This is a genomic window from Microbacterium sp. VKM Ac-2923 (genome assembly GCF_022815605.1).
Taxonomy (GTDB): domain Bacteria; phylum Actinomycetota; class Actinomycetes; order Actinomycetales; family Microbacteriaceae; genus Microbacterium.
Genome location: NZ_JALGRP010000014.1, coordinates 22,550 through 45,416 on the forward strand (window position 1 = coordinate 22,550; position 22,867 = coordinate 45,416).

Below are 22,867 nucleotides of genomic sequence, written 5' to 3' on the forward strand. Positions count from 1 at the left end.
TGCCTCTCTCTGAGGGGTGGATTAGGACTTGGTCTTCTTGCCGCCGGCGCGCTCGTACGCCGCCTCGCGGTGCGAAGCGACCGAACCGGCCGCCCCGGGCTGCGGGAGCACTTGGCGCGACAGCATCCCGGCGAGCGGGTCGCCGGTAGCGGAGTTCGCGGGACCAGTCGGAGCGACGGATGCTGCGAACGCTTCGACCTCGGCGATATCGAGGTCGCCGTCGGCGTTGAGGAACTTCGCCGTGTCGACGAACTTGAGCGCGCCGCGCACTCGCGCGAGTGCGTCGGCGGGCTCCTCGTCGCTGCGCCGCGTGAGCGCGAGCAACTGTCCTTCGACGGCGGCCTTGAGGTGCTTGGAGGCTCCCTGCGACTCGCCGGCGGCGCGGGCGGCGGCTTCGCGCTGGGCGGCCTCCTCCTGCGCGCGCTGCTGGTCGGTGAGGTTCTTCTGCCGCTCTGCCTCGGCGTCGGTGACGGTGGTGCTGACGGCGTCGAACGCGCCGAGCCCCTGCCACTTCGCGAGTTCCGTGTCCTTCGCCTTCGCGTCGGCCTGCTGCTTCTTCGACTGGGCGCGCCAGTAGGCGGCCTGCTCGGCGTCCGTCATGTCGTCGGTCTTGGTGTTCCGGGGGAAGCCGTTCGCCTCGCGGAACTGATCGTCCGTGAGGTCGGTGGGGCCGCCTCCGGTCACCTCGGGTCCGTTGAACCAGATCCAGGGACGGAAGAAGGGTTGGGTGAGCCGCATTGTGGATGCCTCCTGTTGTGGTGTCGCCCCCGGATCGAGGGCGGGGTGCCCGCGGAACGCGGGACGGATGGGGGCGGGTCAGGCGCCGTGCGCCTGAGCCCGGGTGATGAGCGAGCGGTGGTGTGCGATCGCCGCGTCGTAGTCGATGACGTTCGAGCCGCTTCGCTTCGCGTCCTCGAACCTCTTGATCGCCCGTTCCGAAATGGCGCGCTGGTCGACCCAGTTCCGCCAGTCGTCGTCCACCGTCGGCTTCTGGTAGGGCGAGTAGGTCTTGCCGCTTCCGCCGCGCTTGTTCTGCGCGTTCGCGCGGTCCCACTCTTTGAACGAGTCGCCGTCGCGCACGAGGATCGGCCCCAGTTCGCCGTTCTCGCGCACAGTGACGCGTGTGCGCTGCAGATCCTCGGCGAACTGGGAGCCGGCCGCGGCGTAGATCAGGTCGAGATCCTCGCGGTTCAGCGATCGCCCGGGGTCGGAATCTTCCGTGACGTCGACCGTCTCGCACACGCACCCGTTGTGCAGCTCGAGGAGATCGCCGGTGCGGTAGATCCGGTCGGCGGCGACGACGCACAGGCCACAGGGGCCGGACTTCGTCCGCTCGGGGCGGAGCACGCGGCGGTAGCCGATGACCTTGGGGGCGGCGGCGCGGACGCGGTCCTTCTCGTCCCGCATCGTCGCCGCGACGTCGGCCTCGACGATCCGCTCGAGCCGCTCGACGAGAATGGACTCCGCCTGTTCGGGGGTCTTCCCCTCGCGGATCGCGTGCTCGTACTGCCGCGCCGGCCGCTTGTAGACCTCGACGATCGCCGTTCCCGAGCGAGGGTACAGATCCTCGATCGGCGGGAGCGTCGTCGGCAGGGCGTCGAGCGCGCGGAGCTGCTCGATCTCGAAGGCGCGCGCGAGCCGCCGGGCCTGCGCGAGCGCGATATCGACGTCGACCGCGGATCGCGCCGCCGCCGCGTTGATGAGATCCGGGTTGTTCGCCCACCGGAACGGCAACCAGAGCCCGAGGAGCACGCGGAGCAGCGCCTCGGCGAGCGAGGTGCGCCGCGCGGCGACGGTGTCGACGAGGAGCCCGGCGCGACGCTCATCCATTGGCGCCGCCCGTCGCGTTCGTCGACTGCCCGAGCGCTCCGCGGAACATCTCGGTCGAGCGGGCCTGATCGTCGGCGCGGATCTGCGCGGGCGTCATTTCCAGCACCTCGGCGTTGATGTACTCCTGCGAGGGCTTGCCGCCCATCTTGGACACGGCCTCGGCCTTCTCCTGCAGGGTGGCCGGCGACACCTTCGCCCACATGACCTCGAGGTTCGCGACGTTCCCGCGGACACGGTCGCCCTCGATCTGAAACGACTGCGCCATGCCCTGCGTCAGCGACACCTCGGCCTGGTCGTTCAGCCGCGTCACACTGTGGATGAGCGGCTCGCGGCTCACCTGAGCACCCATGGCCGACTGATTCTGCGAGTCCCCGTCGAACATGTCCTGCGGCGTCGCGGTGAGCGACGACAGCATCTTCATTTCCTCGCGCCGGTACTGGTAGATCGGCGTGATATCGACCGGGTTGGACTCCCACACGTCGGCGTTCGCCGGCAGGAGCCAGAGCGCCGCCGGACCGGCCTTGAACAGCTCGTCGTAGTCGATCCGCTTTCCGGCGTCCGGGTGCCCCTCGGGGTAGAACTCCGGAAGGCCGCCCTTCACGCCGCGCTGGCGAAACGACTGCATCACGATCAGGGTGATCGTGTTGAGCGTGATCTCGTTGATCCGGTCGATCGTGTCGAGGTGCTTCTCGTAGATCCCGTAGGCGTCGACCGTGCAGTTCTTCTGCAGCAGGGCGTCAGCGGTCCACGGCGTTGCGATCCGTTCCCCTGCCCAGTCCCACCCGTTCCCCGGGTGCCAGACCGATCCGTTCTGCGGGAGCGTCGGAACGCGGGTGGAACGGTAGGCCACTCGGTAATAGCCGGGCCGGTAGAGGATGATGACCTCGAGCCCGAGAATCTGGTCGTAACCGACCGTGATCCCGGCCTCGGTAAGCCAGGGTCGGAGCCCGTTTGGTTCGGTGATCGTCGTCCACTCGTTCCGCACGTTCCACAGGGGACCGTCGTCGGCCGGCATGGTCAGCAGGTAGGCGCGGCCGTAATCCCCGGTGTCGTTGAACAGGCGGGGCGACTGCGTCTTCATGCGGTTCCGCTGCCAGTGCTCCCACGCCGCCGAGTCGCCCGAGTCGTCATCACCGGCACCGGTGCGGAACCCGATGACACGCTGACGGTTCGTCTTCGCGTCCCGGAGGGCCTCGACGATGTGCAGGCGGGAACGGTAGAGCCAGCGCTTGTACGACTCGCGCGTTCCGGCGTCCCACTCGTTCTCCGGGAGGAGCGCGTCGCCGTTCCGGTATCGCGTGAGCTTGTGCATGCGCGGCATCCCAGCGCCGAGCTTCTCGGCCAGGCGCATGAGCCACCAGTCGTCAGAACCGGGGATACTCGTCTCGATCAGCACGGGCGTACCCCTTTCATCGAACTCGGATCGGCACCCCCGTCTGAGGGGCCGTAGGTGCTTTCAGGTAGCGCGCTCGGCCTTCCACGGCGAGGCACATGCCGACGGCGGCGTCCATCTTTTTCGGCGAGCCCTTGCGGTCCTTGCCGATGACGTCGCCGCCCGTGCGCTTCCAGCGGCGTGCGTTCATTACGTGCCGGGTCAGCGCCTTGTGCGCGCCGTGGCGAAGCTCGCCGGTCCGCAACGCCGTCTCCGTGCGCTCGATGACCTTCGCCATTTCGTTGTGCCGAGCCGTCTCGAACGCAATGGGCCGCGCCTCTGTCGCCTTCACCACGAGGTCGGATGCCAGGTCGAGCTCCCACTTGTCGACGTAGTCGCGCCAGTGCGGCGGATCGGCGAGAAACGCGACCACCTTGTACTTCTTGAACGCACCGCGAACGGCGGCGTCGACCTCGAGGTGATCCACCTGCCAGTCCTTCGCCTCCGCAGTATCGGGCGCCTCCCAGATCCCCAGGGGGAAGATGTATCCGTCGCTGATTCGGCATCCGATGAGGACTGTCGCGTCGTCTGTCAAGCCGCCGTCGAAGCCAAGCGCGATCTTGTCGCCGTCCCAGACGCGTTTGAGGGAGATTTTCTCGCCGCGCTCTTTGGCAGCCGCGCGGATGCTCGCGATCGACAGCTTCGACCACACGGCGTGCTTCATCCACTGGTGCTTGCCCTCGACGACGGCGTTGAAGAAGTAACGGATCGTGTCCTGCTCGGCGCGGCGCGTGTCGAACGCGCTCTCGAGCATGTCCTCGACGTTCTTCCACGCCATGACGTCGCCGAATGCCTCGTGGAAGCCGGCGCGGAGCCGGTCGAGGTACTCGGCCTCCGTCTCGACGCGCTTCCCGCCGACCTTTGTCGGGTCGTCGACCTTGATCTTGTCGAGCGAGTAGATATCCGCCCAGCGGTGGTCGTAGAGGAGCGACTTCGATCGGGCCTTGCCCTCGTCGATGAGCTGCGCCTGGTAGAACGTCAGCTCGGCGACGGACTCCGCGCCGGGCTCGTACATCGTGGTCGTCTCGATGTACCACGTGCCTTCGGAGCGGCGCTTGTCGAGGTTTCGCGTCACGGTGTCGTACATGTCGTGCAGCGTGGGCGTCGTGTAGAGGTGCGTCTCGTCGAAGACGGCGAACGTCTCGAGCCCACCGTCCTTCGACGCCGCGCCGGCGGTCGACGGCTCGATCGTCCCGCCGGTGGCGAGGATGATCCGCGTCTTGCCGACGTCGAGGCCGTACCCGGCCTTGAGCGCGTAGAGCGGCGACGTCTCTTCGTTCAGGTTGTAGTAGACGTTGTCGAAGACGTTGCCGGTCTGGCCTTCCTCGGTCGCCATGATCTTGACGACGGGGTTGTTGACCGGCTTGCCCATGGGCTCGCCCTTGACGTAGGTGTACGTCTTCCCGAGGAACTCGTACGTCTCGCCGCCCTTCGCCCAGCCGGCAAACCGCGCGGGGCCGAACGCCTCGAACAGCACGAGCGCGCCGGCGAGGCCGGACTTGTCGGTGCCCTTCGGGCGCGAGAAGAACGCCGAGTTGTAGAGCCGCTTCCCGCGGGCGTCGTGCGCGTAGCAGTCGACGATGAACCCGGTGTACTCGAGCCCGTACCGGATGGGCGTCCCGCGGATGCCGCCTCGGCCGTGCACGACGAACGACTCGATCCACCACGTCGCCAGGAACCCGAGCGACCGCTTCCGGTTGTGCTGCGGGTGGGTGATGAGGCGGCGAGGCATGTCAGCCTCCCAGGGCTCGTCGGCGGTCTTCCATGTCGATGACCTCGCCACCGACGCCGGTGCGTCCGGGGCCGTGCTGCTCGGCGGGGGCTTCGATCTCGAAGCGGAGCCGCGCGCGGTCGGCGACGGTGGCGCCGAAGTTCGCGACTCGAATGCGGATCTCGGCGAGGCGCTCGGTGTTCGATCCGCCGCTCATCCAGGTGCGGTGATGCATCAGCGCCGTGTCGAGCAGGTAGTCCCAGTCGGGGTCGGTGAGCATCCGCGTCGCCTGCGGCGAGCTGCGCCAGTTATCCCACCACGTGAGCGTCGCGATGTGCCACTGCTCGTACTCGGGGACGTTCTCGTCCGCCCACTCCTTCTTCGGCTTGAGCGGGAGGTACTCCTGCGGGAGATCCCGGAGGTCGTAGCCGCCGAGCTTGCCGTCCGAGCGCACGGTGTCGCGCACCTGCTCGTCGCGCTTACGCGAGCGCGTACCACTCGCGGCGAAGCCCTTACCCGCCACGGCGCGCCCCCTGCATCTTGGCTAGGTTCCGCCGCATCATCACAAGCGCGATCTCGGCGTCGCGCGAGCGGAGCAGATCGAAAGCCGGGGTCGTGTACAGGTCCGACACGATCGCACCGTCCAGGCTCCGCGAGAGCGGGGAGTAGAGGCGCGCGCCCTGCAGCGCGGGATGCTCCTCCCGCCACCGGCGCGCGTCGTCGAGCGTCGCACCGAGGATCGCGATGGTCCGGGGGTCGATGGGGTCGGGCATGTGGGTGTCTCCATCCGAAGCGGAAGCCCGCGCCAGATCGGAGCGGGAATGAGGGGTTGGGGTGCGCCGGCGACGCGTGGGACGATGTGGGCATGACGAACCGGATCGAGCACCAGGCGGACCAGGGCGAGACGCGCGAAGCGTCGAAGGCGCTGACGGCATGGGGACTCGGCCTCGCGATCGTCGCCGCCATGGGCGCCGTGTTCGGCATTTGGGGGCTCATCCCCCTGCTGATCGGCCTCGCCGGCATCGTTCTCGCCGTGCTCGGCGGCATCCGCAACCCGGCGACGCGCAACGTCGCAAGCTGCGCCGCGGTGCTCGCGGCCGTGGCCGCGGCGATCACGCTGATGACGCGGTAACTGCTCCCTGCCGAGGACTCGAACCTCGATTGCCCGACCCAGAATCGGGTGTCCTGCCGTTAGACGAGCGGGGAAGGTGCGCGCAAGCGCGCGTGGTCAGGCGATCGTGCGTTCGCCGACCCAGACAAGCCGGGCCTTGCGGACGCGGTTCCGGACGCGGACCTCGACGATCCGATCGCCCCACATCGGGAGCACGTGAACCTCGTCGGTCTGCTCGAGCCAGACTTGCCAGAGGTCGTAGGTGCCGGGAACGTTGAAGACGGCGTGCGAGTAGGCCCACGCGGTCGCCGGGTCGAGCGAAAAGCACACGCCGGCCTGCGTGAACTCCCCTGCGCCGAGGTCTTCGTTCTCCGAGTTCGACGGGTTGTCCGTAGTCCCGTGGAAGACGGGACCGCGGACGTTCCGACGCCCCGGCACGAGCCCGAGCCGCTTGATGCTCGACAGACGGTCCCGCGGCGACCAGTGGTACAGCGGGCCGAGCGTCATTCGCCGCCTCTGTTGATTTCGCTGTCGATGACGTCGCCGGTCCAGTAGGCCAGGTGCGCGAGCGTGTTCGGCGACGAGTCGGACATGACGTAGGAGTTCGCGTAGCCCATGACGTGCCCACCCTCGGCCTCGCCGACGTCCACCACGTTCGCGATCTCGTACCCGATCACCCATCTCGTGACGAGCGCGGTGGCCCGCTCGACGTTCTCAGAGTCTGCGGTGTCGCGGTGGTGCGCGATGATCGCCGCCTCGATCGCCGCGAGCGTCTGAACGCTCACCGGGCGTCCGCGAAGACGCCGCGGTTCGCGCGCATCTGCACATCTTCGAGCGCGGTGAGCGCGATCGACTTGTCCCGGCCGTCGGGCACGAGGGCATCGATCGAGCGGGCGAGCGTGATGACATCGGCCTGCAGCGCCGCGACGTGCGCGTGCTGCACCGGCGTCGGCGGCGAGCTCGTCGCGGCGGGCGTGAAGCGCGCGGCGATTGCGTCGGCGGGTCGGCGGTCGACGACGGGGCCGGTCAGCGCCCGGTCGGTCGAAGTGGCGGGCTCGGACAGGCTCGGGTCGAGTCGGAACGGGGTGTCGGTCATGGCTCGGATCTCCTCGAGGGTCGGGGCGGGGATCGCCCGGGGCGGCCTGCGGGGGCGACGGTGGCGATCGGCGCGGGGGTCGGGCGCGGTCGGCCGCGGGGCGCATGAGCACCCCCCAGAGTCGCGCGCACCGCGAAAGGCAGAACGCTTGCGAGCGGGGCGGGCAGGGGGGTGGGGGGTGGTGCCCCGGGGGTGCGCGTCGGGCGTCGCGTCGGGCGACGGGGGCAGGGTGTCGTGTCACGCGACACATGTGCGGGTGACCGGCGAGGCGACACGGGCGAGGCGTGAGGCGAGGCGACGGGCGCGGCGTGTGCGGGCGTGTGTCACTCCCCGTGTGTCGGCACTACCCGAGAGGCGGGAGAGGCGGCGAGCGGGGCGCGTGCGGTGCGGCGTGCGCGTGGGCTCCGTGTCTCTCCCCCGTGTGTGCCTCTCTCCCCCTACGCATGAGGCATGGGTGAGCGGGTGAGCTGCGAGGTGTCCCGTGTCAGGCGGCCATCCGGCGGGACTGAGGCGCGCCACAGGTGGAGCAGGTGCGGACGTACACGCGGTACACCTTCGCGGGGTAGTCGTGCTCGAACGGCGCGAACCATCTGTACTCGCGGGTGTACTCCCATGGTGTCCAGCTGTGCAGCAGGTGGAGTCTCATGGTCGGCCTCTCGCGCTGTGGGGTCGCGACACGCCGGCGCTGTGAGTGTGTCCCGGTATTCATGGCGCCCTGTTTTCCCGCGTCTTTGCGGGGTTTTGTGAGCCGTTGCGGTGGGTTGCAGTGTCAACCGATTGAACAACCCCCACGAATGGGGGTATTGTTGTGTTCACAAGCCAAGCAGGTGAGCCAAGCACCTGAGACCGAGGGGGAATCGGATCATGCAAGAACCCGTAACCATCGCCGCGCGGTGCCTTTGTGGAGGATGCGACGACGTCTGTGCGCACCTGATGTTCAAGACGTGCTGCGGCGCGTGCATGGACGACACCCCATACCGCCAAGCTGAGATCACCTGGCCGCTTGAGGTGTCGGCATGACCGGCGTCGGCGAGATCCGGGCGGCATATGCGGTTGCGTTCGCGGAGGTCGACCCGCGGCCTTCACGGTTCGCCGATGAGGGCGCGGCATATGCGGCGTGGGCGGAGCGCGCGGATGCATGGGGCGCGGATGAGGCCGACGGGATTGCGCGGGCGTTCCCAAGCCGCAACCGTCGCGGCTACGTGACCGGCTTCTACGTCTACCGGCGCGGCGTCTCCTCCGGGCAGGTGGCGGGACCGTTCCCGACTGTCGGCGAGGCGGAGACGGCCCGTGACGGCATCGTCAGCCTCGACCGCCTCGACGTCATCCCGGGGCTCGTGTTCACGTCGCGGGGAACGATCGTTCGCCCTACCGCGGATCTCGCACACACGTAGGCCGTTTGCGGCTCGCGTCCCGGATGCCGGGGCGCGGGTCGGGGATTACCTCACACACTTACCGGCCGAGCCAAGCGGCCGACGATCGAAGGGGGTTGCGGTGAATCGCAACGATGAACAGGCATGGCGCGACTACGTCGCGGGCGAGATCGCACGGTTCCACGCGTTCAGCGGCGGAGCAACGTACCTGTGGGCGGCGACGCCCGCGGCGGAGCGTCTCGTCTCGCGTCTCGGTGGAGACTCGGATCTCGCCGCGTTCCGTGGGCCGTGGCACGTCATCCGTAAGCACCTGTCGGCCGAGTTTCGGCAGTGGGTCGAGGAGGAGGACGCGACCGCGCGGATGACGCCGACGGAGTGGCGGGCGGCGGCCGTTGCGGAGCGCGCCGAGGTTGCGTACCTCGACTCGGCTGACTACTCGCTAGGCCAGCTTGTCGAGTTGCGTCGACTCATGGGTGAGCGTGACGCGCTCATCGTCGAGGCGTCGCGGCGTGGGGCGGCTAAGACGGCGATCGCGTCGGCCGTGGGGCTCTCCCGTCAGCAGGTGCATTCGATCGTGTCAGCGGCCGATCTCGCGCCTGTGACGCCTATCCGGTCGGACGTCGAGGTGCCCGTCGACACGGAATGGCGGCAGCTTGCATCCGGCGAATGGGTCGAGGTGTTCTGACGCCGACAGGCGCGTCCGGTTTGACGCCGGGCCGGGGTTGCAAGTCCCCCACGCGCCACCAACCCCCGGAGCCAAGCCGGGGGCAACCGAAGGGATCACATCATGTTCATTGCATCTACCGCGCTCCGCACCGTGACGCGAGCAATTGCGGGCGTCGTCGTCATGTCGGCGCTCACGTGGGGCACGGCCGCGGCTGTGCGCGACGCTCTCCCGCTCCCGGCGTGCGCGACCGAAGATCAGGTCACGGATTGCTACTGGGACGCGCAGACACGGAGCAACGGCGCGGGACGGTCGTTCGAGGTGCGCGACGGTGTCGTCTTCTACGCCGACGGCGAGACGGTCGCGATCCCGGCGAGCGAGCTCGAGGGAGTCACCCGGTGAGCGCGGTGAAGGATCTTGCGGCCGAGATCTCAGAGCGAATTGCAGAGTCCCAGGGGCTCGACGCATCCGACGTGATGGATGCCCTGATGAACGATCGAGTGGAGATCGGGGCGGTGGGACCGTCGGGTCGCGTGTGGGTTTCGGCGCGGGGTGACGACGATCAGTCGGCAGTGCTCTCGTTCGTCACCGGGGGCGGGTTTGGCCTGGTCGCGTCGCTCGACGGGGGCTCTTGGGTGACCGTGCGAGAGCTGCAGCTCCCGGATGAGGATGACTGATGGGCGACTTCTTGCTCGAGCCGCCCACGGGCGTCGCGTCAGCCGCTCCCACGCCGGCGGCAACGTCCGCCCGGCCGGCGACTCTTGCAGGTATCGACTGGCAGGGGGTTGCAGGTGAGGCGCGCGGAGAGATTGCGCTCGTCGAGATTGCGCCCGGTGAGGGCGAATTGCAGACGTGGGGCGCGCGGGGAGTTGCAGGGTGAGCGTCCGGTTCGCGCCGGACGGGAAGCCCACGGCGCGCGAGTGGGCGCGCATCCTGGCCGACCGCTTCGTCCTCTGGGCGTTCCCGATCCGGGATGCCCGCGGCCGTGGTTACTGAGGGGGGTGGCTGTTGCAGCGTGCGAACGAACCGGCGGTGAGAGTTGCAGGCTGCTCGCACTGGGGAACGTCGCACACCAGGACCGGGACCGTCTCGGCGGCGGGTCGCGGTTGCACGCCCGCCTCGATGCGGAGTCGCTCGATTTGCGCGGCGATGTAGTCGCCCTCGGTCTGAGTGGTGCCGGGGTAGACGACGCCGTCGGGGCTTCCGGTCATGCCGCTCGAAGTAGTCATGTCTTGCGCCTCCGGTGCAGGATCGTGTGGCCCGGGTCGGGCCACCTCAAAGAAGTACGGCCCCGGGAGCATGTTGCTCACCGGGGCCGCCGGATGCCGCCACGGCCAAGTTTGCGGCATCCAATTGCTCGGATCGAAGGGAACCGAACGTGGTCGATATTACACACGAGCCTGTCGAGGCACGCGATACTGAGGACATGACCGTCCAGTACATGTCCCTGCTCGACGTGGCGCGTCACCTCGACGTGTCGCGCGACACCGTCGCGAAGTACCCGCTGCCCGAGCCCGACGTCCGTGTCGGGTCCGGGATCAACGCGGCGCGCGGCTGGACGCAGGCGACGATCGACGCGTGGCACGCGTCGCGCCCCGGACGGGGCAACTGGGGGGCTCGAAAGCCGAAGGGATCAGCGTCAGCGGCGGACGCCGGGGTGATTGCGTCGAGCTGATTTCCGTCGCGCTGAGGCCGCTTGGCCGCCCTGCGCGCTGCTTTTGATCTGGTGGTGGTATTCGCACAGGGAGGTGAGCCGAGTGTGGTCGAGTCGGTCGCCGACATGGTCGCACTGGTTCGCGTGCGCCCCGCATTTTTGCTGGGTGTCCTCGCGAATGTGCTGACACCGGTAGCGATCACGCTCAAGCTGCGCCTTACGCCGCTTTTCCCAGTCCGGGGGGAGCGTCTGCTTGCGGGTTGATCCTTTCCATCCACTCACCGCGGCTCCGTTCTTCGATGTAGTTCGCGGCTGCCCGAAGGATCACGGGCGAGTCCCTGAGCATGCCGAGTCCGGTGTTGCAGGTGGAGCACAGGATGCCGCGGACGATGCCGGTCGCGTGGTCGTGGTCGATGTGCGTTGCGCCGAGCGCGCCGCATATGTGGCACCCATCGTGCGCGGCCAGCGCGGCGTGAAGGTCCGGTGCTTTCACGCCATAGCGGCGCGCTCGATCTCGGACGTTGCGACACTCGATCGAGCAGAGCGTGGAGTCGAGCCGGCGATCCTCGTGGATTGCGCCGCTACACACCGTGCACGAAAGCGCGCCGGTTGCAACGCCGAGACGATCGCGGCGGGCGCACAGCATCGAGCAGAAGATCCCTCGTGAGGGCTCCTTGGTGGGCTCGCCGCACCGGTGACAGGTTCCAGTGGGGGTTCGCCTTTTTGTCGCGAGGGGGTCGCCGTGCACGCGGTTTCGCGTGTAGTGCTTCTCGCAGTAGCGCGCGTTTCGGGATCGCGCCGGTGTCGAACAATGCTCTACGGCGCATCCGGGCATGCGGGCTCCTTAGACGAGTGAGGCGAGGCCTCCGAGCACGGTGACGACGAGGCCGAGCATCCCGCCCGCGATCGCGAGCCAGCTAAGGCCGCGTCCGGTGCGCACGCAGTTGACCGTCTCGACGAGGGCGAAGATGAGCGCTGCTGCGCCGACGGCGAATGCCCACGCGGCGTCGCGAGCGGGCAGGTTCGCGAGCAGGATCATGGCGGCGACGCCTGCGACGAGCGCGGCGACGGCGAGGCCGGAAACGGTACGGGTCTGCTGCTGCGGGGCGCTCATGCCCCCGATTCTCTCAGGGATCAGTCGGAGGTTGCGCCGTAGCGGTTGAGCGCCGCCGAGTTGCAGCACCACACGAGCGCGATCTCGGCATCGTAGGTGCGCTCGCAGTCGGGGCACTCGTACAGGCCGTCATGGCGGAGCTCGGGCTCTTTGCGCCGGGAAGGCGTCATTGCGTCCACGGTTGCGCCTTCCTGTAGGTGTTCCCCGCCGCGAGCCCTGTAGGTGTTCGGCGCGCTCTGGGTACCGCGTGCGGATGCTGCGCGGCGGGGTGGATTGGGGTGCCCGATTTGCGTCCCTCGGAGCCGGGGTCTTGTGTAGCCGGCGGGTTTGCGCTCCCGTGCCGGCATCCTGGGTGTCGGGCCGCTCGCCGCGACCGATCCGTGCTTCTCTCGACTCGAGGCGGCTGTTCCCGCGGCCGCTCCGAGGACCCTCTTTGAAAGCACGAAACCCCGCTCTGAGGCGGGGTGGTTGCGGGCGTTGCCCAACAGTAGAGAACTGTATCAGACTTTCGAGTGCCACCCTGTCGCGCCCGGCCAGTGTGTCGAACGCATGGACGCATCCTCGACGTCGCCCCATTTGACGGCCTTTTCCTTCGTGCCGTTGCCGTGAGTCTCGATCCCGTCCGCCTTGAGCCAGCGGAATAGGGTGCGCCGGCTGATCCCGAAGCGCACCTCGAGGACGTCGAGCGGGACGAGCGCGGCGCGGCGCTGCTCGTCCCGCTCCCCCGTCACCCGGACCCCCGATCACTCGATCCGGACACCAGGGCGAGCATGCCGTCCGCCGCGGCCGACACCGCGCCCGATCCCGGGAATAGGTCGTCCAACGTGTCGGCACCAGGTGCGTACCCGAGCGCGTCGAGAACCCACCGGGTCCAGCTGGCGGGCTTGGCTCCGGCGAACCCCGGGCGTCCCGCGGGTGCATCGAGCACGTCGCTCGTGGTCATGCTGACCACGCCGCGCCCGCGACGGTCGGCAGGCTGTCGCAAGATGACCGGTTCCCAGCACCGTCGCACCCTGTTTCCGCCCGGCATGCCGTTGCGGCGGTGCCAGACCATCACGTGCACGTCAGGAGGGCATGCGGCGAGGTAGAGCGCGAGCGAATCCGGCGACAGAGCGATCGCCCATCCGTCGTACTCGACGGTGAGGCGTTGCACCAGATCGATGTGCGCACCTGGTGAGTCCCAGATACCGGCCTCCGGGTGCACGTCGGCGGTCCCGTTGCCCGACCAGTCGCCGTTGCCGTTGCCGTACCATCGCTCACCGCGACGGTAGTAGGGCGGGTCTGCGATCGCGAGCCTAGCCATGCTCCGGACCCCCGTTCACGTGGTCCTGTGCAGTCGATTGGGTGGTCTGATGCATGCTGCTCTTCCTCGGTTCAAAATTCTTTCTCGAATGTGTAGACACATCTACAGTCTGCCCTGTAGAGTCATCTACATGAGCAGCCACCGCATCGCCACCGTCCTTACCGCCGACAACTCGACCCGCGTCAGCATCTTCCGCGAGGTCAACCACGCAGGCCGCACAATCTTCATCGTTGACTTCGTCCACATGGTCAAGCGTGACGCTGACCGCCGCTCGACCACCTGGAAGGTCGAGTTCACCGAGGCAGCCGCCCGCAAGGCCGCGAACGAATGCTTCGCAAAGTGGAACGGCAGCCGTGAGATGCTCGTCGCATGAACGACGAGCTTGAGAGCGCCGGGGCTCGCCTCCGGCGCTCTCGCGCGTCCCTCGACAAAGCGGTCGAGGTAGCGCGAGAGACGGCAATCCGAGCACTGGCCGAGGGGCACGCCGAGGCGGCGGTGGCGCGGGCACTCGGCGTAGACCGGATGACCGTCCGCAAGTGGGCTGGCAAGCGGTAGTCACCCTCGGCTCCCAATCAGGTGGTTCTCGGTCATCGGATCGGCCCGTAATACCAGGCGGTGTGGGCCGCAGATCGGCGCGTGCCGTGTGAGCGGCGCAGGTGCCGCCACTGCATCCGGTAGCACTGCCAGAACGCGATCAGTCCGCGCGGCGTGAGTCGCTGCCAAGGGGTGCGATTACGCATCCGTGCTCCTGTCCAGCAGGTTGGTGGGCACGAGCGCCCAGAACTGTCGTGGCTCGATGCCATCGCGCGACGGGTGCGGGTCATGAATCATTCCATTCGGGCCCCACACGACGACGTGCTCGACGTCGCGTGGTGACATGCCAATCGCGAGGCATGGCTGGTCGACGTCCTCGCCTCGCATCGGGCGGATTGTCAGGCCGCGACCGCGCAGCCAGAGCGTGAACACTTGGAACCATGCACCAGGCGCATCGAACAGTACGAAGTGCGGCACCGCCTCGGTTGGCAAGTCCATGAGCGACGCCACCGCCGTGCGCATGCAGTCACCCGGGATGCCTCTCGGGTCGTTGACGAAGATCGTCTGGGTGTGTGGAATCACGCTGCGCTCCCGTTCGGGTGGTCGTGTCGGTTGCGGCGTCTGAGGCGCTTCGCCCATGGCGGCGCGACGCTCATGCCGCGATGGATGGGGCGACCGGCCATGCGATCGAGATCGTCGTACCGGTGGCTCCACGCCTTGCGCCCGAAGATGGGATCGCTGCTCTTGGTGACGTAGACGGCTCGTTTTCGTTCGTCACCACGCTCGGGCCAGTAGAGCGCGATGGGGACGACGGTGAGCACGAGGATGACGAGGATGCCCATCACTCGCTCGCTTCCGCGTCTTCGGGCGCACAGCAGTTCACGCACGCGCCGTTGTGCATGTAGCACCCGAACAGGTTGCAGATCACCCGGAACGCGTTGGACGGCTCGGGCACGGTGGTCAGGTCGATCACGTCGCCTCACTCCCCTTCGTGTCGGTGGTCTTCTCGTGGGTGGCGTGCTGGGAGCGCCAGGCGGCGAGCACGGCGCGGCCGAAGTCGCTGCCCGACACGCTGATGGACTCGCCGCACGGGCACTCGACCCACTCCTTGCCGGTCACGCGGCATCCGCCATGGTCGGGGGTGTCTCCATCCAGCCCGACGAGCCGGGGTGCGGCCACGCCTCGAGGGGCCAGTCTTCCCAGCCCTCCTCGTCGCGGCCCGCGCCCTTCTCGTCCATGCAGTCGACGCACGCCGCGAAATTCGTCGGCGAGCACAGGCCGAGGTCGCCCTCGCCCTCCTCGGTGACGTGATCGCACTCCCCCTCGATGCAGTCCAGCGGCCACGCCTCGACGGTCACGTGATCGGCGTGCGGACGACGAAGGGGCTCGAGCGCGCGGAACGCGAGCCGATTGCGAAACGCCTGCTGCTCGCTCTCGAACACGGCGAGCCGGTAGTAGGCCATGAGGGGCGCGCTCGCTCGCGCGAAGTCCATGACGATGACGCGCACGACGTTGGCGAACTCCGCCGCGACGCGCTCGACGGCCGCGCTGATCTCGGCGAACATGGCGCTCAGGTCGAGCGTCGCGACGGCCTCAAACGCTTCACGCTGCTCGCGGCGGGCCTTGCGGATCGCGCGCCCGGCGCGCCGACGCTCACGCTGCACCGCGCACCCCCGTCGAACCGAAGCCGCCCTCGCCCCGCTCGCTTTCAGCGAGGACGACGGCGGACTCGAAGTGCCCGGTGACGAACGGCACGATGATGAGCTGCGCGACGCGGTCGCCCTTCTCGACGTGGAACGGCTGGGCGCCGTGGTTGATGAGGCCGACGGCGATCTCGCCGCGGTAGCCAGCGTCGATCACACCGATGCCGTTGACGAGCGCGATGCCGTGCTTGAGGCCGAGCCCGGATCGGCCGGCGACGAGTCCGAAGTGCCCCTCGGGGATCTTGACGCGCGTCGTGGTGTTGATGACGCGGAAGCCGGCCGGGGTGAGCCAGACGTCATCGGCGGCGCACAGGTCAGCACCCGCGTCGCCGGCACGGGCGTACTCGGGGAGCGCGCCCTGCGTGGGGATCGGGACGGTCGGGTCGGCGGCCAGGATCTTCGTCAGGCTCGTCATCGTGTCTCCTTCATGGTGTTGGTCAGGTGGGTGAATTCGCGATCGAGGTCGGCGTTCCAGGCGGCCTCGGCGCGGGTGCGTGAGGGGTGGTCGCGGCCGGTCGAGGTGGTGCAGTGGTGGACGCCCCATGCGCCGCACGCGGGGCAGATCGCGCCGACGAAGTCGCCGGGCTGGGGGGTGGGGATGGGCTTAGTCGGCATCCGTGGGCTCCGTTGCGTAGAAGGGGACGAGGTCGCTGATCCCCTCGAGGGCGGCTGCCGTCCACGACAGGTCGTCGTAGCCGAGGAACACGTCGTCCTCAAGCGCGCCGAGCACGTCGAGGCGGGTGGCTTCGTTCACGTCGAGCTCGGCGACGGCCGTTCGCATGTGTTGCTCGAAGCGGGCGGCGGAGAAATGCCGGGCCGCGTTGCGGTGGTGCTCGGGCATCTTCTCGGACCAGTAGCCGGGGTTGATGCCCGACTGGTGACCGTTGCGGCCGAACCACTGCAGCATGTCGTCCTCGCGGGCGAACATCCATCCGTCGCCGATATCGCCAGCGATCGCGAGGTGGCCGGGCCAGGTGATGACGCTCCACGACCACATGCCGGTGCCGGGACGGGCGAAGTGCAGGTGACGGTGCAGCCCTTCGTCGAGCACGACCGTCATGCGGTGCTCGGTCGTCTCGGCGTCGAACTGCGCCCGGGCGCTCTCGATGCCGTCGCGGCCGATCACGCGGCGCTCCGCGGCTCGAGGTCGCCGAGGGCGTCGCCGATGCCGAGCACGACAGGCGCGTCCATGTGGTCGCGCCAGACGTTGAGGTCGATGCCGCGGTCGAGGGAAGCCGAGAACGCGCACGCGCGCACGTCGATGCCGGACTCGATGCAGCGTCGGGAGTGGAGCACGTACATGCGCTCCTCGGCCGTCACTGCGCGGCCGACGTGCTCGTCCTCGCGACGCTCCGTTCCGACGACCGCCTCCACGACGTCGGAGTCCTGTACCTCGCTCACGCGATCTCCTTCTGCTCGTCGCCGAACGCCTCGGCGAGCTGCGCTTTCCGCGCCTTCTTCCGTTCGGCGCGCTCGTCCTGGTCCCGCTTCTTGAGCACCCACTCGAAGATCGGGGCGTAGATCGCGGAGAACTCGAACCAGTCCTGCGAGAACTCGCAGTGGTCGTAGCCGATGCCCTGCTCGTACATGAGGTTCGATCCGCGGCACTCGGCGCGGAGATCGTCGCCGAACTCGAGCGGCCCACGGCGCCAGAGCGTGCGCTGTCGGCACGACGGGCATAGCAGCTCGGGGATGGGGCGGAAGTGGGCCTCCGCGCCGGGCCAGCGGCGGAGCGCGGTCTGCATCCGGCGGGCGAGGATGACGACGCCGGATGCGCCGGCGATCGTGTCGACGCGCGCCTCAAGGTCGCGCCAGTCGACGAGAGCGTCGGACACGATCCATGCCAACTGCCAGATCTCGACGGTCGACGGCATGGGGCGTACGCCGAGGGCGTCGAGCAGTTCGTCGGCGGCGAGCCACGACTCGTAGAGCGGGATCTTGATGGTCTTGGACGTGTCGACGCGTTCGCCGATCGACTGGCCGCCGTTGTTGATGGAGCGGAGGTGGGCGATCAGTTCGCCGACGCGGGCGATCGCGTCCTTCGCCACCTCCCAGCAGACGTCGCAGAGCAGGCCGTGTCGGGCCGTGCGCGGGACGCACCCGCGGCATCCCGTCTCCTCCGTCTCGCACGCGGCGTAGTGCTCGCCCTTCCGCATGCACGGGCGCGGGCGGTCCGTGCGGGCGATCAGGTTCAACTCGTGAGTGATGCAGATTCTTGAGTCGGTCACGCCGCCTCCTTCGATGTGAGAGCAGGCACGCCGGGGCGCGCGAGCATGGTGAGGATCAGTACGGGATTTCGTCGCCGGGGATGCGCGCGACGTCCCACACCGGGTCAGCCGGCGGGGCGTCGGCGTCCGTCGGCGCGGGCGGCTCATCGTCAGACGGCGGCCCCCACGAGCGCGGGCCGTTCTCCTGCGTGATCTCGACGGCCGCGTTGCTGACCGTGTGGTCGACGTAGCGGTTGTCGCGCTTCGACACGTCAGCGCGGAGCGCGCCGACGACGCGCACGCGGTCCCCGGCGATGACGCGCACGGCCGTCCGCTCCGGCAGGAAGACGGACCAGAACCGGCTCGACTCCCCCGATCCGTCGCGGCGGGTCCACGACTCGCGGACGGTGAACCCGGAGCCTCGGGTGTGGATGCGCTCGACGACGCCTTGAACTTCGACCTTCGCCACTACTGGGCCTTTCCGTCGGTGATGGTGACGCGCACGGCCGGCGGGGTGCCGACCTCGGGGAACGCGTCGAGGAATGCCGGGATCTCGAACCGGCCGAGATCCTGGTCTTTCGATCGGGTGGACGGCGTCACGCCGTCGCGGAGCGGTGGTGCGGAGGTCACGGTGACTCGGCCGATCTCCCACTGCCCGTCCGTGAGTCGCCATACGGCGTGCGCCTCGGTCACGATCCGGGTGGAGCCCGACCGGCGGACCCACGCCCGCGGCACGCCGAACTGCACCCGGACCGACGTCGAGGCGAGCACGAGGCCCTCGATGCACCGCACCGCGCTCACGGGGTGGCCTTCCGCGTGCCGCGGATGAGGCCGTCGAGGCCGTCGGTGTGCAGCTTCGGGAGCTTGACGATCTCGTGCCCGTCGATGCGCGCCGCGGCCACGGTGAGCCACGCGGCATCCGCTTCGTCGTTGTTCTCGATGGGCGCCGCCTGCAGCCGTCGCGCGCCGGCGAGGAGCATCTGATCCTTGCCCGCCGACCCCGAGCCTGTCGCGAGCTTCTTGAGCGTCCCAGTGGTGACGACGAACGGCTCGGCCCCGTGCTCGCGGAGCGCGCGGTACAGCATCCACCAGCCGCCGAACATGCGGTCGAGTGCGCGCGACTTCGCGGCCAGCGCCGGACCCTCGAGGGCGACCACGTCGCCCTCGTGCGGGTCGCACCACGAGATCACCTTCCCGGCGATCTCGTCCATGCGGTCGATGAAGTCGCCGTGCGCGGGGCCGAGCGTCTTCGTCTTGACCGTCGTGGTGTCCCACGTCTCGCCGTCGAACATGGCGAGGCCGGTCGACTCGAGCGAAAAGTCAATTCCGAAGTAGGTCGTCATGCCGCCACCCCCTGCAGGGCGATCGCTTCGGCGGCCTTGATCCGCTCGACTGCGATCGGTAGCCAGCGGGGGTCTTTCTCGACGAGGACCGCCCGTCGTCCGGTGAGGATCGCGGCGACGCCGGTGGATCCGACGCCTGCGAACGGATCGACCACCAGATCGCCGCGCCGCGACGACGACTCGATCAGTTCTGCCAGCAACGGCCACGGCTTCTCCGACGGATGCCGCACCTTGCGGCCGGTGGGACGGGTGAAGCTCAGCACCGATCCCTTCCGAAGACGTGTGGGCACGTTCGCCTTGCCCGTCTCGCCGGCGTGACGGAACTTCGACGTGCAGAAGCTCACGCGCTCGTGCTGCGGTCCCCACGCCGCCGTCATGTCGCCCGATCCGAGCATGCCCTTGTCCCAGACGAGCTCGACGACTTCCGACACCTTCTGGCCGGCCAGCGCTTCCGCGGGACCGAAGACGTACAGGTGACGGTTCTGCCCGACGATGCGGACGCACTGCGTGAGCACGGCCGAGATCACGGCTCGGTCGTCGTCGTTATCGCCGTCGCCGAGGAGCTGCTCGAAGCTCTCGGCACGCCGCCTCGACTGCCACTCAACCGAGTAGGGCGGGTCGGTGACGATGAGGTCGACGGACTCTTTCGGGATGGTCGGGAGGACGTCGCGGGCGTCGCCGAGCCAGATCGTCGCGAGGTCGGATTCGTATGCCAGGGTGGGCGCGGTCATGCGTCCGGTCCTTTCGTGGGTGATGTGTGTGTCATGCGGCGCGCGCGCTCTCTCCGAGCCACGACGCGAGGTCTTTCCGGCCGTGCCGGCGGGCGAGGCGAGCGAGCACCGACGGGTCGCGTCCGATCTGCGCCGCTGCCTGGACGGACGACTCGCCGAGCGCGTACAGGTGTGCGGCCTCGGCGACGGCCCACCCGGGCTCCGACTCCTCGAGAGGGGTCGGTTCGGCTTCGGGGTCGTCCATGTCGACGTCGAGCCACTCGATCGGCGCGTGCCAGCCGTGCGCGATCGCGTAGTTCTTCGCGCGGGTGCTCGGGCCGCCTGCTGGCGGGGGTGTGTCGGCGAGTCGCTCGTAGACCTCGCGCACGGCATCCGCGGTCTTGAGCATCACGCTCTTGCCGCCGACGGCCGTGTGGCTGACGAACTTGACCGTCCAGCCGTAGCCGGACTCCTCGGCGATCGCCGTCCACGACCATCCGAGACGGGCGAGCGCGTACAGCCGGCGGCGCGTCCCCGTCGGGTCGACGGTGGCGCGCGGCGGGGAGGCGGGGCGGTCAGTGATCGCGAGCACTGCGGCCTCGGTTTTCCGATGCACTTTCGACGACCGCCGGTTGACGATCATCTGCGCCTGGGCCTTGAGCTTGAACCCGGCGGCCGTCGCGATCTGCTCCCAGGTCCATCCATCGGTGCGGAGGATCTCGACCTTGGCGACGGTCGCGGCGGAGTCGACCATCGGCGACTCGTAGCGGCCGTACGCCTGGTCTTTCCTGCGGCGCACGGTGCGCTCGCGGTGCCCTTTGCGGCAGTCGGCGCATCCGCATCCGTGGGCGTAGCAGGTGGCCGTCTCGCCGTGCTTGTGGGTCTTCGGGCACCGGTAAGTCCGGCCCGACGGCCTACCCACGGCGACGGGGCCGCTCACGCTCGAGCGCGAGCCGAGACCGCGCCCGCACTCGATACAGCCGCGACACGCGCTCGAGGAACGCGAGCATGGCGGCGTCAGCGAGCGTCACAGCGGCATCCGATCAACCGCCGCGACGGCGGCGAGGGCGATGATCGCGGCGACCATGACCCATCCGAGGGCGCGCGCCCAGTCGTTGCTCACCATCTGCGCTTTCGACGTCTGCCCGATCCCGGAGATCAGGCAGAGGAAGCCGGCGAAGACGATGACGGACAGGGCGATGATGAGGTACAGCGACATGGTGGTTCTTTCTGTGGAGCTGCGCGACGGCAGCACGAAGTGACCCCGACCGGCGGCCGGGGTCTGTGGGTGGGGTGGGGTCAGGCGGCGAGCGCGCCTTCTGATGCGATCTGCGCGCACTTGTCGCACGGCAGTGGGTAGTGCGGATGCTCGGCGCACTCGTGCTCGCGCCGAGGCGAGGACGTCGGCCGGGCCTGATCGAGTTGCTCGCGCACCTCGCCGGGTGCGCGGGTGATCGCGCCGAGCACGTACCCCTGAGGCTTAGCTACGTCCTTGCCGCGGGAGAGGATCGCGCTGGCGACGCTCATCGCTTCCTGCGCCGAGACGACGCGGCCGGTCTTCTCCTTGATGTGGGCCTTGAGTCGCCCTGGGTCGATGCCCATAGCTCCGATGATCTCCTCGTAGCTCTCGTCGGTCAGTCCGTCGCGTGACGACTGACCGACTAGGTCAGGAGGGTCGGGTCGGGTCGGGACGGGACGGGACGGGGCTTGATTTGTCACTAGATCGGACCTAGATCGCATCATCTTCATTCCGGCCTGATCGGGTGTTCGCTTTCCCTTCCTCGAATTACACCCTCGGCATGCCACGACGAGGTTGTCGACCGAGTTCGGACCTGCCGGGTCGACGTGGTCGTACGTGCCTCCTGTCGGACTTTTCCTGTCGGACCAGTTGACGGCGCGCCCGCAGTACTGGCAGTTGCTTCCGTCACGGCGACGAATGGCGTCGCGAAGCTCCGGGTTGCGAGATAGCTCCTGTCGGCGGTTGTCGCCGGCGCGCTGCGCGAGAACCTGCTCACGCGTCGGCTGGTAGTCCGCCCAGTCGTGGAACTCCCAGCCCGTCGGCGTGACGTCCCACAAACCGACGGCGACCAGTTCGGTTGCGTCGTCGGGCACAGCGGACAGAAGGCGAAGCGTCGCCCGCGTCAACGCTCCATCGGTGAGGTGCCCCGCGCAGTAAGACCCGGCTCTCACCCAGAGAGTTATCGCGGCATCCGACAACTCGAGCACCTTCGGGTGCGACCAGAAGCCGTCGTCAATCTTGAACCAGGGCATTTCGCGGTGCCGCCCTCCCCAGGATCGAGTCGAAGATGTCGCGCGCGGCATCCGGGTCCATCGCGACGTTGAGGTTCATTGAGATCTCCCTCCGTCTCGGCATCGGGAAGGCGCTCAACGGCGGTTTCGGGGTTGACTTCGTCGCGGGCTTGGGTGTCGGGACGATGCGACCGAACCCGTCGCGCGTCTGGCTGTGCACGAGCCGGTGCGTCGCGCGTTCGGCGGGGACAGTGATGAACTCGACCCTGCCGCTCTCAGGGCAGGCGTTCCCCACGACGGCATACTGAACGACCCGGTCGGTGTAGCGGGCGGCGAGCTTCGCGCGGTTCCGACGTCCGCGCACCCTCATGCGAGGCCAGAACACGACGTTTCGGGACACCGTGCTCACTGGGTGATCTCCTTCTGCTGCGAGCGGAAGACCGCGTACATCGTCTCTCCGCTCGGACCGACCATGTACGGCAGCATCACCTCGTCGAGCGTCGCGAGCTGCGCGTCGATGAGCGCGGACTGCGCCTCGAGCCAGTCCTTCGCGATCCGCCATGCGACGCGTGCGGCCTGGGCAGCGGTCTTCTGCGCCGGTTTCACTGCCGGGTCGGCTTTCATCGCGGACAGGACGCCCGCGGTGCGGACGGGCAGCTCGAACTCGCGAAACCCGTAGTCGGTCTTCATGGTGAAGGCGATGCCGGCGGCGACGCCCTGATCGTCGTAGATCGTGGATATTCGGGTGACGCCGCGTCTGGCGAGGGCTCGGTTGATTTCGCCCATCGTCTTCTCGACGTCGATGGTGGTCGTGTAGTTCAGGATCGGCACG

43 protein-coding genes are annotated in these 22,867 nt (G+C 68.6%); 8 read left to right on the forward strand and 35 right to left on the reverse strand.

Annotated features, from left to right (window positions below; all coding sequences use genetic code 11):
• Positions 1–21: 21 nt before the first annotated feature.
• From MT347_RS16365 to MT347_RS16390, 6 genes are all read right to left on the reverse strand, one after another.
• Complete coding sequence (locus tag MT347_RS16365) at positions 22–738, reverse strand: hypothetical protein (protein WP_243502448.1); 717 nt, start codon at positions 736–738, stop codon at positions 22–24.
• A gap of 78 nt (positions 739–816) precedes the next feature.
• A complete protein-coding gene (locus MT347_RS16370; protein WP_243502449.1) occupies positions 817–1,830 on the reverse strand; it encodes a hypothetical protein in 1,014 nt (337 codons plus the stop codon).
• Positions 1,823–3,226, reverse strand: coding sequence for a hypothetical protein (locus MT347_RS16375; protein ID WP_243502450.1), 1,404 nt, complete (start codon positions 3,224–3,226; stop codon positions 1,823–1,825). The genes MT347_RS16370 and MT347_RS16375 overlap by 8 nt, the downstream gene beginning before the upstream one ends.
• 13 nt (positions 3,227–3,239) lie before the next feature.
• Entirely contained in the window at positions 3,240–4,994 is a 1,755-nt protein-coding gene (locus MT347_RS16380) for a terminase large subunit domain-containing protein (protein WP_243502451.1), read from the reverse strand.
• A gap of 1 nt (position 4,995) precedes the next feature.
• Entirely contained in the window at positions 4,996–5,496 is a 501-nt protein-coding gene (locus tag MT347_RS16385; RefSeq protein WP_243502452.1) for a hypothetical protein, read from the reverse strand.
• The gene (locus tag MT347_RS16390) at positions 5,486–5,746 is read right to left on the reverse strand and encodes a hypothetical protein (RefSeq protein ID WP_243502453.1); all 261 of its coding nucleotides are present in this window, start codon (positions 5,744–5,746) and stop codon (positions 5,486–5,488) included. Before MT347_RS16390 ends, MT347_RS16385 begins: the two co-directional genes overlap by 11 nt.
• Positions 5,747–5,838: 92 nt before the next feature.
• On the opposite strand from MT347_RS16390, the gene MT347_RS16395 reads away from it, so the two are divergent.
• Positions 5,839–6,105, forward strand: coding sequence for a hypothetical protein (locus MT347_RS16395; RefSeq protein WP_243502454.1), 267 nt, complete (start codon positions 5,839–5,841; stop codon positions 6,103–6,105).
• Between the two features lie 96 nt (positions 6,106–6,201).
• Here the strand turns inward: MT347_RS16395 and MT347_RS16400 are convergent, their stop codons facing one another.
• From MT347_RS16400 to MT347_RS16415, 4 genes are all read right to left on the reverse strand, one after another.
• Positions 6,202–6,591, reverse strand: coding sequence for a hypothetical protein (locus MT347_RS16400; protein ID WP_243502455.1), 390 nt, complete (start codon positions 6,589–6,591; stop codon positions 6,202–6,204).
• The gene (locus MT347_RS16405; RefSeq protein ID WP_243502456.1) at positions 6,588–6,869 is read right to left on the reverse strand and encodes a hypothetical protein; all 282 of its coding nucleotides are present in this window, start codon (positions 6,867–6,869) and stop codon (positions 6,588–6,590) included. Before MT347_RS16405 ends, MT347_RS16400 begins: the two co-directional genes overlap by 4 nt.
• On the reverse strand, positions 6,866–7,180 hold the full coding sequence (locus MT347_RS16410) for a hypothetical protein (RefSeq protein WP_243502457.1): 315 nt from the start codon (positions 7,178–7,180) through the stop codon (positions 6,866–6,868). The genes MT347_RS16405 and MT347_RS16410 overlap by 4 nt, the downstream gene beginning before the upstream one ends.
• A gap of 484 nt (positions 7,181–7,664) precedes the next feature.
• Entirely contained in the window at positions 7,665–7,826 is a 162-nt protein-coding gene (locus tag MT347_RS16415) for a hypothetical protein (protein ID WP_243502458.1), read from the reverse strand.
• 370 nt (positions 7,827–8,196) lie between these two features.
• Between MT347_RS16415 and MT347_RS16420 the strand changes: the two genes are divergently transcribed.
• The 4 genes from MT347_RS16420 to MT347_RS16435 all read left to right on the forward strand — a co-directional run bounded on the left by MT347_RS16420 (position 8,197) and on the right by MT347_RS16435 (position 9,894).
• The gene (locus MT347_RS16420) at positions 8,197–8,574 is read left to right on the forward strand and encodes a hypothetical protein (protein WP_243502459.1); all 378 of its coding nucleotides are present in this window, start codon (positions 8,197–8,199) and stop codon (positions 8,572–8,574) included.
• 100 nt (positions 8,575–8,674) lie between these two features.
• Positions 8,675–9,238: a hypothetical protein gene (locus MT347_RS16425; RefSeq protein WP_243502460.1), complete on the forward strand. Its 564-nt coding sequence runs from the start codon at positions 8,675–8,677 to the stop codon at positions 9,236–9,238.
• A 102-nt stretch (positions 9,239–9,340) separates the two neighbouring features.
• The gene (locus MT347_RS16430; protein WP_243502461.1) at positions 9,341–9,619 is read left to right on the forward strand and encodes a hypothetical protein; all 279 of its coding nucleotides are present in this window, start codon (positions 9,341–9,343) and stop codon (positions 9,617–9,619) included.
• Positions 9,616–9,894, forward strand: a complete 279-nt coding sequence (locus MT347_RS16435; protein ID WP_243502462.1) for a hypothetical protein — start codon at positions 9,616–9,618, stop codon at positions 9,892–9,894. The genes MT347_RS16430 and MT347_RS16435 overlap by 4 nt, the downstream gene beginning before the upstream one ends.
• Before the next feature lie 312 nt (positions 9,895–10,206).
• Here MT347_RS16435 and MT347_RS16440 read toward each other — a convergent pair whose 3' ends face one another.
• Positions 10,207–10,446, reverse strand: a complete 240-nt coding sequence (locus MT347_RS16440) for a hypothetical protein (RefSeq protein WP_243502463.1) — start codon at positions 10,444–10,446, stop codon at positions 10,207–10,209.
• Positions 10,447–10,643: 197 nt separating this feature from the next.
• On the opposite strand from MT347_RS16440, the gene MT347_RS16445 reads away from it, so the two are divergent.
• Complete coding sequence (locus tag MT347_RS16445) at positions 10,644–10,892, forward strand: transcriptional regulator (RefSeq protein WP_243502464.1); 249 nt, start codon at positions 10,644–10,646, stop codon at positions 10,890–10,892.
• Between the two features lie 196 nt (positions 10,893–11,088).
• Here MT347_RS16445 and MT347_RS16450 read toward each other — a convergent pair whose 3' ends face one another.
• The 5 genes from MT347_RS16450 to MT347_RS16470 all read right to left on the reverse strand — a co-directional run bounded on the left by MT347_RS16450 (position 11,089) and on the right by MT347_RS16470 (position 13,288).
• Positions 11,089–11,517 carry an endonuclease domain-containing protein gene (locus tag MT347_RS16450; protein ID WP_243502465.1) on the reverse strand — a complete coding sequence of 143 codons (429 nt, stop codon included), beginning with the start codon at positions 11,515–11,517 and terminating at the stop codon, positions 11,089–11,091.
• Positions 11,518–11,715: 198 nt separating this feature from the next.
• Positions 11,716–11,985 carry a hypothetical protein gene (locus MT347_RS16455; protein ID WP_243502466.1) on the reverse strand — a complete coding sequence of 90 codons (270 nt, stop codon included), beginning with the start codon at positions 11,983–11,985 and terminating at the stop codon, positions 11,716–11,718.
• Positions 11,986–12,005: 20 nt separating this feature from the next.
• Positions 12,006–12,155 carry a hypothetical protein gene (locus tag MT347_RS16460; protein WP_243502467.1) on the reverse strand — a complete coding sequence of 50 codons (150 nt, stop codon included), beginning with the start codon at positions 12,153–12,155 and terminating at the stop codon, positions 12,006–12,008.
• Between the two features lie 330 nt (positions 12,156–12,485).
• Positions 12,486–12,716, reverse strand: coding sequence for a hypothetical protein (locus MT347_RS16465; RefSeq protein ID WP_243502468.1), 231 nt, complete (start codon positions 12,714–12,716; stop codon positions 12,486–12,488).
• Complete coding sequence (locus MT347_RS16470; RefSeq protein WP_243502469.1) at positions 12,713–13,288, reverse strand: hypothetical protein; 576 nt, start codon at positions 13,286–13,288, stop codon at positions 12,713–12,715. Before MT347_RS16470 ends, MT347_RS16465 begins: the two co-directional genes overlap by 4 nt.
• Positions 13,289–13,418: 130 nt before the next feature.
• Here MT347_RS16470 and MT347_RS16475 point away from each other — a divergent pair, with 130 nt between their 5' ends.
• Both MT347_RS16475 and MT347_RS16480 read left to right on the forward strand, forming a co-directional pair.
• Positions 13,419–13,661, forward strand: coding sequence for a hypothetical protein (locus MT347_RS16475; protein WP_243502470.1), 243 nt, complete (start codon positions 13,419–13,421; stop codon positions 13,659–13,661).
• Positions 13,658–13,843 (forward strand): helix-turn-helix domain-containing protein, encoded by a 186-nt coding sequence (locus MT347_RS16480; RefSeq protein WP_243502471.1) that lies wholly within the window; start codon positions 13,658–13,660, stop codon positions 13,841–13,843. Before MT347_RS16475 ends, MT347_RS16480 begins: the two co-directional genes overlap by 4 nt.
• Before the next feature lie 177 nt (positions 13,844–14,020).
• Here the strand turns inward: MT347_RS16480 and MT347_RS16485 are convergent, their stop codons facing one another.
• From MT347_RS16485 to MT347_RS16570, 19 genes are all read right to left on the reverse strand, one after another.
• Positions 14,021–14,404, reverse strand: coding sequence for a hypothetical protein (locus tag MT347_RS16485; RefSeq protein WP_243502472.1), 384 nt, complete (start codon positions 14,402–14,404; stop codon positions 14,021–14,023).
• Positions 14,401–14,664: a hypothetical protein gene (locus MT347_RS16490; RefSeq protein ID WP_243502473.1), complete on the reverse strand. Its 264-nt coding sequence runs from the start codon at positions 14,662–14,664 to the stop codon at positions 14,401–14,403. The genes MT347_RS16485 and MT347_RS16490 overlap by 4 nt, the downstream gene beginning before the upstream one ends.
• Entirely contained in the window at positions 14,664–14,795 is a 132-nt protein-coding gene (locus tag MT347_RS18295; RefSeq protein ID WP_279391465.1) for a hypothetical protein, read from the reverse strand. The genes MT347_RS16490 and MT347_RS18295 overlap by 1 nt, the downstream gene beginning before the upstream one ends.
• Positions 14,792–14,941 (reverse strand): hypothetical protein, encoded by a 150-nt coding sequence (locus MT347_RS16495; protein WP_243502474.1) that lies wholly within the window; start codon positions 14,939–14,941, stop codon positions 14,792–14,794. Before MT347_RS16495 ends, MT347_RS18295 begins: the two co-directional genes overlap by 4 nt.
• Positions 14,938–15,486, reverse strand: coding sequence for a hypothetical protein (locus tag MT347_RS16500; RefSeq protein WP_243502475.1), 549 nt, complete (start codon positions 15,484–15,486; stop codon positions 14,938–14,940). The genes MT347_RS16495 and MT347_RS16500 overlap by 4 nt, the downstream gene beginning before the upstream one ends.
• Positions 15,476–15,940 carry a dUTP diphosphatase gene (gene dut, locus MT347_RS16505; protein WP_243502476.1) on the reverse strand — a complete coding sequence of 155 codons (465 nt, stop codon included), beginning with the start codon at positions 15,938–15,940 and terminating at the stop codon, positions 15,476–15,478. Before dut ends, MT347_RS16500 begins: the two co-directional genes overlap by 11 nt.
• Positions 15,937–16,140, reverse strand: coding sequence for a hypothetical protein (locus MT347_RS16510; RefSeq protein WP_243502477.1), 204 nt, complete (start codon positions 16,138–16,140; stop codon positions 15,937–15,939). The genes dut and MT347_RS16510 overlap by 4 nt, the downstream gene beginning before the upstream one ends.
• Entirely contained in the window at positions 16,130–16,651 is a 522-nt protein-coding gene (locus tag MT347_RS16515) for a hypothetical protein (protein ID WP_243502478.1), read from the reverse strand. Before MT347_RS16515 ends, MT347_RS16510 begins: the two co-directional genes overlap by 11 nt.
• On the reverse strand, positions 16,648–16,926 hold the full coding sequence (locus tag MT347_RS16520) for a hypothetical protein (RefSeq protein WP_243502479.1): 279 nt from the start codon (positions 16,924–16,926) through the stop codon (positions 16,648–16,650). The genes MT347_RS16515 and MT347_RS16520 overlap by 4 nt, the downstream gene beginning before the upstream one ends.
• Complete coding sequence (locus MT347_RS16525; RefSeq protein ID WP_243502480.1) at positions 16,923–17,753, reverse strand: hypothetical protein; 831 nt, start codon at positions 17,751–17,753, stop codon at positions 16,923–16,925. The genes MT347_RS16520 and MT347_RS16525 overlap by 4 nt, the downstream gene beginning before the upstream one ends.
• 55 nt (positions 17,754–17,808) lie before the next feature.
• Positions 17,809–18,201, reverse strand: a complete 393-nt coding sequence (locus tag MT347_RS16530) for a hypothetical protein (RefSeq protein ID WP_243502481.1) — start codon at positions 18,199–18,201, stop codon at positions 17,809–17,811.
• Complete coding sequence (locus MT347_RS16535; protein ID WP_243502482.1) at positions 18,201–18,533, reverse strand: hypothetical protein; 333 nt, start codon at positions 18,531–18,533, stop codon at positions 18,201–18,203. The genes MT347_RS16530 and MT347_RS16535 overlap by 1 nt, the downstream gene beginning before the upstream one ends.
• On the reverse strand, positions 18,530–19,075 hold the full coding sequence (locus tag MT347_RS16540) for a hypothetical protein (RefSeq protein ID WP_243502483.1): 546 nt from the start codon (positions 19,073–19,075) through the stop codon (positions 18,530–18,532). The genes MT347_RS16535 and MT347_RS16540 overlap by 4 nt, the downstream gene beginning before the upstream one ends.
• The gene (locus MT347_RS16545) at positions 19,072–19,806 is read right to left on the reverse strand and encodes a DNA methyltransferase (RefSeq protein WP_243502484.1); all 735 of its coding nucleotides are present in this window, start codon (positions 19,804–19,806) and stop codon (positions 19,072–19,074) included. The genes MT347_RS16540 and MT347_RS16545 overlap by 4 nt, the downstream gene beginning before the upstream one ends.
• A 31-nt stretch (positions 19,807–19,837) precedes the next feature.
• Positions 19,838–20,584, reverse strand: coding sequence for a hypothetical protein (locus MT347_RS16550; RefSeq protein ID WP_243502485.1), 747 nt, complete (start codon positions 20,582–20,584; stop codon positions 19,838–19,840).
• Positions 20,585–20,812: 228 nt separating this feature from the next.
• Complete coding sequence (locus tag MT347_RS16555; protein ID WP_243502486.1) at positions 20,813–21,004, reverse strand: hypothetical protein; 192 nt, start codon at positions 21,002–21,004, stop codon at positions 20,813–20,815.
• An 80-nt stretch (positions 21,005–21,084) separates the two neighbouring features.
• A complete protein-coding gene (locus tag MT347_RS16560; RefSeq protein WP_243502487.1) occupies positions 21,085–22,056 on the reverse strand; it encodes an HNH endonuclease in 972 nt (323 codons plus the stop codon).
• Positions 22,037–22,444, reverse strand: coding sequence for a hypothetical protein (locus MT347_RS16565; protein ID WP_243502488.1), 408 nt, complete (start codon positions 22,442–22,444; stop codon positions 22,037–22,039). Before MT347_RS16565 ends, MT347_RS16560 begins: the two co-directional genes overlap by 20 nt.
• Positions 22,441–22,866, reverse strand: a complete 426-nt coding sequence (locus MT347_RS16570; RefSeq protein ID WP_243502489.1) for a hypothetical protein — start codon at positions 22,864–22,866, stop codon at positions 22,441–22,443. Before MT347_RS16570 ends, MT347_RS16565 begins: the two co-directional genes overlap by 4 nt.
• Position 22,867 lies beyond the last annotated feature (1 nt).